The sequence below is a fragment of the Rubritalea sp. genome (assembly GCF_039830215.1).
Lineage (GTDB): Bacteria > Verrucomicrobiota > Verrucomicrobiia > Verrucomicrobiales > Akkermansiaceae > Rubritalea.
In genome coordinates this window covers 1-5,834 of the sequence record NZ_JBDOPO010000163.1, presented here as the reverse complement: position 1 = coordinate 5,834, position 5,834 = coordinate 1, and the positions used below count along the sequence as shown (strand labels likewise).

At 47.8% G+C, this 5,834-nt stretch carries 7 protein-coding genes and 1 pseudogene; 5 read left to right on the top strand and 3 right to left on the bottom strand.

The window, feature by feature from the left end; translation table 11 throughout:
- Both ABGY95_RS05410 and ABGY95_RS05405 read right to left on the bottom strand, forming a co-directional pair.
- The coding region (locus ABGY95_RS05410) for a serine/threonine-protein kinase (RefSeq protein WP_347440677.1) at positions 1 to 760 on the bottom strand (760 nt) is incomplete at its 3' end.
- Positions 747 to 1,406 carry a sigma-70 family RNA polymerase sigma factor gene (locus ABGY95_RS05405; RefSeq protein WP_347440676.1) on the bottom strand — a complete coding sequence of 220 codons (660 nt, stop codon included), beginning with the start codon at positions 1,404 to 1,406 and terminating at the stop codon, positions 747 to 749. The genes ABGY95_RS05405 and ABGY95_RS05410, both read right to left, overlap by 14 nt.
- A 207-nt stretch (positions 1,407 to 1,613) precedes the next feature.
- On the opposite strand from ABGY95_RS05405, the gene ABGY95_RS05400 reads away from it, so the two are divergent.
- The 4 genes from ABGY95_RS05400 to ABGY95_RS05385 all read left to right on the top strand — a co-directional run bounded on the left by ABGY95_RS05400 (position 1,614) and on the right by ABGY95_RS05385 (position 4,410).
- The gene (locus tag ABGY95_RS05400; protein WP_347440675.1) at positions 1,614 to 2,597 is read left to right on the top strand and encodes an N-acetylmuramoyl-L-alanine amidase; all 984 of its coding nucleotides are present in this window, start codon (positions 1,614 to 1,616) and stop codon (positions 2,595 to 2,597) included.
- A gap of 5 nt (positions 2,598 to 2,602) precedes the next feature.
- Positions 2,603 to 2,896 carry a hypothetical protein gene (locus ABGY95_RS05395; protein ID WP_347440674.1) on the top strand — a complete coding sequence of 98 codons (294 nt, stop codon included), beginning with the start codon at positions 2,603 to 2,605 and terminating at the stop codon, positions 2,894 to 2,896.
- Positions 2,897 to 2,981: 85 nt separating this feature from the next.
- Entirely contained in the window at positions 2,982 to 3,686 is a 705-nt protein-coding gene (locus ABGY95_RS05390) for a Bax inhibitor-1 family protein (protein WP_347440673.1), read from the top strand.
- Positions 3,687 to 3,765: 79 nt separating this feature from the next.
- Positions 3,766 to 4,410 (top strand): hypothetical protein, encoded by a 645-nt coding sequence (locus ABGY95_RS05385; protein WP_347440672.1) that lies wholly within the window; start codon positions 3,766 to 3,768, stop codon positions 4,408 to 4,410.
- 5 nt (positions 4,411 to 4,415) lie between these two features.
- On the opposite strand, the gene ABGY95_RS05380 is transcribed toward ABGY95_RS05385, so the two are convergent.
- Complete coding sequence (locus tag ABGY95_RS05380) at positions 4,416 to 4,760, bottom strand: hypothetical protein (protein WP_347440671.1); 345 nt, start codon at positions 4,758 to 4,760, stop codon at positions 4,416 to 4,418.
- 282 nt (positions 4,761 to 5,042) lie between these two features.
- On the opposite strand from ABGY95_RS05380, the pseudogene ABGY95_RS05375 reads away from it, so the two are divergent.
- Positions 5,043 to 5,834, top strand: a pseudogene (locus ABGY95_RS05375) (phosphoribosylformylglycinamidine synthase); the annotation flags it as partial.

Sequence of the window (5,834 nt, the reverse complement as noted above, 5' to 3'; positions counted from 1 at the left end):
CGCAGATATCGCAAATGAGACGATTCATCTCCAACCACATTTTACGCTGGTCACCAGCTGGCAACTCACAAGGCAGCTCAGGAAACTGAAATCGATCCTTACCGGTCATCATCTCGTAAAGAACCTTACCTAAACTATAAAGATCCGCCTGCTCCGAACCCGGCCCCTCAGGTGGGACAAAACCCTCGGTTCCAACAAATGTTCTTTGATCTCGCGGCGCGACTAATCCGATATCAGCCAACTTTGCGTTACCTCCAACAAAGATCACATTAGACGGCTTCACATCACGGTGCGCTAGACCGCGCTGATGAAGGTACGACAGAGCATCTGCGAGACGCATTGCCACATCCAAACAAAAATCAAGATCCAAAGGTGTACCATCGGCGGTGATTAAATCAGAACGCAGAGTACGAGCCTCATACTCGACAGCATTGACTTCAACGCCAGTGTGGAAGTCATCCCCCAACTCCATAACGTAGTAGTAAAAAGTGTCTTGCCCTTCCTTACTTCGTCCAACATGAAGAACGTTGACCAGTCCTGGGTGATCCCTAGACAGGGGTTCATATTGGAGAATGCCATCAAACTCGCGCTCGAAGCCACGCTCGTCATCAAAATCCTCGCGTCTGACAATCTTGACTGCACGCCAAGCTCCTGTAACCCCCCGCGCTAGCCAAACCTCACCATAAGCCCCACCACCAATTTTGCGCAGAACTTCGTGATCAGGAATATGGACTTCTAGTGGGATATTAGTCGTCATCATTGTCTAATTTAGCCAACTCTTTCTTGAGAACCGATCCAACTCTGTGCTTAGCCAAGTATACTTGAGCCATACTAACTTGCAAGTGAGCCTGCACCTTGGAAGCATCCCATTGCTTCACCACATAATAATCAAAAATCTGGTACTGCTTGGGGGAGACTTGTGTCTTAACCCGCGCTAGAGCGGCATCAGCCAAGTTCTTCTTCCACTCCGCGTGCCACAAGCGATCAAGCACATCACCTTTAGGGTCTTCCACCCGTTCAATAATGGCAGTCTTACGGTCTTCATCAAAAGAGCCAACACTCATAACTGTGTCCTTCTTGCGTTTCCTAAACTGGTCATTGATCCTCCAACGCGTCATATTCATTAGCCAAGTTTTAAATGAACCCTGAGCTGGATCGTAAAGCTTCTTCTTAGATTGCTTAGCAATGGAGAGAATTGTTTCTTGGACGCAATCAAATGCCTCCTCGGATCTCAATCCACTCTTGAGAGCTACAGAATAAATCAAACGCCAATAAGTATGATAAAAGTCGTCCCAAGTCTTTTGGTCTTCCCAATTATCAAGTCGAGCAATCAAGCTTTTGCGTGTTTTGGCAAAGTTCTTTTTTTGCATTTCGTCGCGTTCTTTATCTTGTTGCGTTTCGTCCATCTGTTTTAAGTTTTAGCACACTCTATATGCTCTGTCTGCTATCGTTGTTAAAAAACGAAGGAATACCCCGCGAGCCATCAATCTGTCCTAATTATTTACAAGTAAGGAATCCTATCGAGCAAACCAATAACTTTGAGTTTGCTATCGCTCAAACATGCCTCTAGCGTATCGACACTTAGTCCCCCTCACAGTTACGATTGATCATTTATGACCGAGAACATCCGACTACTCACAACTCTCGTTTTCTCTCTCCTTCTCGCAAACGTTGCAATGGCTCAATGGGAGACTGTGAACATCCGTGACAAGCAGTATGTGACAGCGCGGAGCTTAAAATCTTTCTACGCTTTCAAGACTCTCACCCGAGTTGGCCGCAAAGCCACCCTTGAAAACACTGGTATCAAAATGGAAATCTCGGCCAACAGCCAAGAATGCATAATGAACAACGTGAAGTTCATCTTGAGTTATCCAGTGGTAGAACATTCGGGAAGGCTACTCGTCTCTCGCATAGATCTCTCTAAGTTGATCGACCCAGTCCTTCGCCCGTCCTACATCCGGGACGCTGGCAACTTCCGCACAGTTATTCTAGATCCTGGCCACGGAGGGAAAGACGCTGGAGCTGTGAACCAATACGGTACTGAAGCTGGCTACAACCTCATCGTTGGAAGACTTGTTCGCGATATTCTCACACGTCAGGGCTACACCGTGATCATGACCCGCGAGAGCGACCGCTACCTCTCGCTCCAGCAACGAGTAGCCTTTGCAAATCGTTACAAAAATGCCATTTTCATATCGATCCACTTCAACGCAGGCGGTCGACGTCAGGCTCGTGGCATTGAGACCTTTACCCTCTCACCTGTTGGGATAGCCCATTACGGCCGTTCGGTCAAAGCTTCCGACCACCGAACCCGCAATGGAAACTACCAAGATTCTGCAAATATTGCACTAGCAACAGCGATCCATGGTCGCACACTGCAGCGCACCCGCTCGGCCAGCATCCCTGACCGCGGCATCAAGCGTGCCCGTTACAGCGTACTGACAAGCGTGAAGCACCCAGCTATCTTGATCGAAGGCGGCTTCATGAGTCATCCCACTGAAGCTCGTATCATCCAATCCTCCAGCTACCAGTCCAGCATAGCGATGGGGATAGCAGAGGGTATCATTCGCTACCGTTCGGCGCTATCGAAACGCTAGTAGCTATGCACCCAGACTCCCGGATAATTTGCGGTATTGGTTTAGTCATTACAGGAATCATGCTGCTCCGCACCAGCTGGAGGTCGCTTCAGTTTCAGAAAAACGATGCACACGAATACGACTTTTGCGACTTAGCCCTCTACGGAGGAAAGTTCTGCGCCCTAAAGAACCTCCTCCGTGGACTCATTGGAATTTTCAACAGGAAACATCGCGCCCTTCGTACCCGTAGCTTAGTAATGCTATGGGCCACAGCATTCATGACTGGGGGAATCCTATTACTCCATTCAGCTCGAGATTAATCTCGAAAATTCTTCACATTCTTCCCTCAAGATTACTTGATATCTTCAATCCTCGCGCTAGATTACAGCGAACAAACACAAAGCTATGTTAGAATCAAACCCATACGCATCTCCTTACACCGTAGCCGCTCAGCCAGCTGACGTGCGTGCCACATTTATCAAGAAGACCTACGCTCACCTTGGTGGAGCCATTTTAGCCTTTGCTGCACTTGAGTATCTATTTCTCAATAATACAGTAATGAAGAACCTAGGGCTAGCAATGATGAACAGCTGGTGGCTCGTTCTTATAGCCTTCATGGGAGTTTCCTACATTGCGCAAAAATGGGCAATGAGCGGGACATCTAAAGGTATGCAGTATGCTGGGCTAGGCCTCTACGTAGTTGCCGAAGCTATCATTTTCATCCCAATCATGCTGATGGCCTCCTTGTATTTTGAAGGCATCATCGCTCAAGCGGGAATCATCACTGCAGCTCTTTTCTTAGGTATTACGGCAATAGCATTTATCACTAAGAAAGACTTCTCCTTCCTCAACGGTTTTTTAATGATTGGTGGATTTGTGGCACTTGGCCTGATTTTTGCCTCAATGATTTTTGGCTTCCAATTAGGTCTCATTTTCTGTGGAGCAATGGCAATCTTCGCTAGTGTAGCCATCCTACGCGACACGAGCAACATCATTCATCATTACGGGACTGAGCAATATGTGGCTGCCTCGCTTGGACTCTTCGCCTCTGTAGCCCTTCTTTTCTGGTATGTGCTGCAGATCCTCATGTCCCTCGCTGGACGAGACTAAGACTGAGTTACCAAACTATTTCACCAAGCGTTTCGAGCTTCCCCTCGAAGCGCTTTTTCTTTATCCATCAAGAAGCACTATGCCTAAGCAAAAGACACTACCTGAGCACATCCAAATTATTGAGTCGCTGATGCTGCGCAGTAAACAGCACCGTGGCATCATGATCCCGACCATGTTGATGACTGGAATTGCTGCACTAGTGTTAGGTACAAGCCTTACACTGAAAGCTGGACGCAGTATCGACCTACACACCTACCCGATCAATGCTGGGAGCTGGATAAGCACATGGCTTGCAGCAGCCCTGAGCGCGCTCACTGTCGCGTTCTTCTTTGCAGCGAAGCAAGCCAAGGCTAACGGCCACATACTCAACACCCCACAGCTCAGGCACGTTTTTAGAAGCTTTATGCCATCGTTAATACTTGGCTTTGTAGCTGGATCAGCCCTAAGTTTCCACGACATTAGACTTCTCCCTCTTACTGCATCTCTTTGGATCGCAAGCTATGGAGTCGCATTATTATCAATACGGCTATACACCACTAAGTCTGCACGTTTTTTAGGCATCCTTATGTTAGCGCTAGGACTCGCCTGCTTCTGGGTTAGCCTGCGCACACAAGAGTTCATTCATCCGATTCACCTGGCGAACTTTTTCATGGCGATTGCCTTTGGCATGTTCCATTTGATAGTGGTCTCTGGCTCAATACTATTTGCTAAAGCTCGGGCTTAGCAGTGCTATTTCAGTCCCAACGTTTTGCGCCTCTTTTCGAGAGCTTCAAAAACCGGCTTAAGTTGAGTTTTTGTATACGACTTAATTACTAAATCATCCGTCCCAACAAGGTATCGACCATCCGCTGAGTCCGGAGCTAACACCACAATCAGTCGCTGTGGAGACCCTATCTTTACCTCCAAACCAATAGCAACTGGGTAGATCCATTTTTTGAATTCGCCGGTGGCTTTTTGAAACTTTGCTTTTTCTGGAAGTTTCAAATCTGACTCAATTCCTGGCTCCACATCGTGCCGCGCCTCAAAGGCTAGATAGATCTTCACCACCCTCTCGAGTGCTAACTTATTTTGCATATAGTTAGTAGGCTTCTTTTCTGCACTGAAGCCTCGAAAGCTCAAACCAGCACTGACTAACAAAAAGCACAAAATAAAATGCATAGCCTATACATACTACCCAGCTACAGGGCCTTGCAACAGAAATCTAACACATATGTCACCCACCATCTTTCTAGACCTATTCTTACACCACTCAAGAGGCCTTCATATTGTCACAAATCTCACTTGCTCTTAAAGCCTTGTTCGCCTACCCCAAGTAATCAGCTTTCTCACTTCACGAACTTAACATCACTTACCACAATGCATCGCATTTTTGTCGAAAAACAAATAGAGTTCAACTCTCCAGCTAAGGAGTTGCATCACGACCTCAGGGAAAACCTGAACCTCACTAATCTCGAAGGCATTCGCGTGGTTCAGCGCTATGACATCGATGGACTCAGCGACGCTGACTTCGCAAAAGCGAGCCAGTTGATACTATCCGAGCCTCAGGTCGAATCATCTGCAGATTTTATCACCATAGATGAGGGCGAGACTGCATTCGCAGTGGAATACCTTCCCGGTCAGTACGACCAGCGTGCAGACTCAGCAGCGCAGTGTATCCAGATCCTCAACCAGCAGGAAAAGCCAACCGTAGTTTCAGCACGCGTGATCGTCCTTCAGGGCGCTATCACAGCCGAGCAGCTTGTTGCAATCAAAGGCTACGTGATCAATGCTGTTGACTCACGCGAAGCATCCATGGCGGCTCCTGGGTCAATTACTCAGGAAATCATAACTCCAGCAGACGTTGAGATCCTCGAGTGGTTCATCACATCTTCTGACGAAGAGCTCACAGCAAAGCGCAATGAGCTCGGGCTCGCAATGAGCGCGCAGGACTTCATCTTCACAGCGCGCTACTTCCGCGACGAAGAAGGCCGTAACCCAAGCATCACAGAGATCAAGATGCTCGACACCTACTGGTCTGATCATTGCCGCCACACGACTTTCGCCACTAAGCTCAATGAGGTTTCCTTCGCTGAGGGCACAGAAATAATCAAGGCAGCTTACGTCAAATACCAAGAGACGCGTGAAGAAGTCTACGGTGCCAAGATCGAC

What these genes read in the sequence shown, in the direction of transcription:
- ABGY95_RS05390 (WP_347440673.1), top strand. Translation starts at nt 2,982, where the DNA reads ATGTTAGAATCAAACCCATACGCATCTCCTTACACCGTAGCCGCTCAG.
- ABGY95_RS05380 (WP_347440671.1), bottom strand. Translation starts at nt 4,760, where the DNA reads ATGCAAAATAAGTTAGCACTCGAGAGGGTGGTGAAGATCTATCTAGCC.
- ABGY95_RS05400 (WP_347440675.1), top strand. Translation starts at nt 1,614, where the DNA reads ATGACCGAGAACATCCGACTACTCACAACTCTCGTTTTCTCTCTCCTT.
- ABGY95_RS05385 (WP_347440672.1), top strand. Translation starts at nt 3,766, where the DNA reads ATGCCTAAGCAAAAGACACTACCTGAGCACATCCAAATTATTGAGTCG.
- ABGY95_RS05395 (WP_347440674.1), top strand. Translation starts at nt 2,603, where the DNA reads ATGCACCCAGACTCCCGGATAATTTGCGGTATTGGTTTAGTCATTACA.
- ABGY95_RS05405 (WP_347440676.1), bottom strand. Translation starts at nt 1,406, where the DNA reads ATGGACGAAACGCAACAAGATAAAGAACGCGACGAAATGCAAAAAAAG.